Genomic DNA, 2255 nt, shown 5'->3' with positions numbered 1-2255 from the left:
CCGACAACTGGCACTCCGACGCCAACACCGACAACTGGCACTCCGACGCCAACACCGACAACTGGCACTCCGACGCCAACACCGACAACTGGCACTCCGACGCCGACGCCAGTCACTACAGGAACAGGCAACCCAAACATATTCCCGATCGGAATACCGAACTCTAACGAAAATCCCTTCCCAATAGCGCAACCTAACAATCAGATTCTTGGTATTCCCACGGTAAATTTTTCCCCAGCTACTTACCAAGTCAATGAAAGTCGCACAGGAACCGTTCAGAAACAAATTACCCTCACTCGCACTGGGGATCTAAGCAACTTTTCCACGGTGTGGCTAGAACCTCCTACTGGTTCAGCGAGTGGGGGAATAGATTGGAAAGTTCCGCCCAATTTCTCTCCTCAACTCACCTTTAACCCAGGCGAAAATAGCAAAACTTTGACAATTGACATCTTACCGGATGGTCAATTTGAGGGAACAGAAGAAATTGCGTTTCGGATCGCCAATGGGGGGGTTAATGTCAATATCGGCACTCAAAACACTGCCACTTTGCAAATTTTCGATGCTGAGGGGCCTCCTACAATTAATTTTTCCCAAGCTACTTACCAAGTCAATGAAAGTCCCACAGGAATTCAGAAACAAATTACCCTCACTCGCACTGGGAATCTAAACACCTTTTCCAGGGTCTACCTAGAACCTCCTACTGGTTCAGCGACTTACGGAACAGATTGGAACGTTGCCCCCAATTTCTCTCCTGAACTCACCTTTAACCCAGGCGAAAATACCAAAACTTTCACAATTGACATTTTTCCCGATGGTCAAGTTGAGGGAACAGAAGAAATTGCGTTTCAGAGCACCAATCGGGATAATGCCATTATTGGCCTCCAAAATACTGCTACCTTGCAAATTTTCGATGCTGACGGGCCTCCTACAATTAATTTTTCCGAAGCTACTTACAAAGTCAATGAAAGTCGCACAGGAATCGTTCAGAAACAAATTACCCTCACTCGCACTGGGAATCTAAACAACTTTTCCAGGGTGTACCTAGAACCTCCTACTGGTTCAGCGACTTTCGGAACAGATTGGAATACCCCCAATTTCTTTCCTGAAATCACATTTAACCCAGGCGAAAAGACCAAAACTTTCACAATTGACATCTTACCGGATGCTCAAGTTGAGGGACCAGAAGAAATTGCGTTTCGGATAACCAATCGGGATAATTCCATTATTGGCATCCAAAACACTGCCAGTCTGAAAATTATCGATGCTGAATCTATACTCAACAACAATTCGCCGAAGTTGAATAATCCCATCAGCAATCAACGTGATGCCAATCCCCGCAGCGACTTCAGTTTCAGTTTGACTCTTGCTCCAAATACGTTTATTGATCCAGATCCAGGTGACAGCCTCACTTACTCGTACTCCATCAATCTAAATCCGAACTTCCTCCCCCTCTGGCTGACCCTCGACCCCAATACCGGCACCATCATTCCACCCGATTGGCTTAAGTTCGACCCGAATACGCTGACCTTTAGCGTCAATTTCGATGCGGCCAATGTCCCCCCATCATTCTCGTTGCCAATTACGGTGACAGCAACGGACAATGCCGGTGCCACTGCCAGCGACAATTTCAACCTGATGCGCGATAGCATTCGTGGTCTCGTAATTGACGGTTATATCTCCGGTGCAACTCTCTTCCTAGACGCCAACAAAAACGGCGTCCTCGACACCAACGAACCCTCAACGACAACTAACAGCAACGGTGAGTTTAATCTCAACATCCCCTTCGAGACATTCGACACCAACAAAAACGGAGAAATCGATCCATCAGAAGGCAATTTAGTAGCCACAGGAGGCATTGACACCGCCACCGGCTTACCCCTAGAAACACCAGTCACCGCACCACCAGATGCGAGTGTAGTCACCCTCCTAACCACCTTAATCGCCGACTTAATCGACAAAGGATTTGCAGCCGAAGAAGCACAATCTTTAGTCAAAGCAGCCCTTTCTCTCCCCGCTGAAGTTGACCTAACTAGCTTAGACCCTATCTTAGCTACCAATAACAATCAACCGGGCGGAGTCCAAGTCTTAGCCGCAATGGTGAAAGTCCAAAACTTCATCACCCAAACCAGCGCTTTGATGGACGGTGCATCCAGTGTAGTCAATACCGATATTGTCAAGGCTGTTGTCAGTTCAATTACGGCTCAAATTCAATCCGGTACAGTCTTAAACCTCAGCAATGCCGCAGCCTTAGAACC

1 protein-coding gene is annotated in these 2255 nt (G+C 47.3%); it reads left to right on the top strand.

Features of this window, described 5'->3' with window-relative positions:
• Window positions 1-2255 (top strand): Calx-beta domain-containing protein (locus tag QUB12_RS37075; protein ID WP_333311083.1); only part of this gene is annotated, 2255 nt, incomplete at both ends.

Origin of the sequence: Microcoleus sp. B7-D4, from assembly GCF_036705125.1 — a bacterium.
Taxonomy (GTDB): Bacteria; Cyanobacteriota; Cyanobacteriia; order Cyanobacteriales; family Microcoleaceae; genus Microcoleus.
This window is presented reverse-complemented; position numbering and strand designations above follow the sequence as displayed.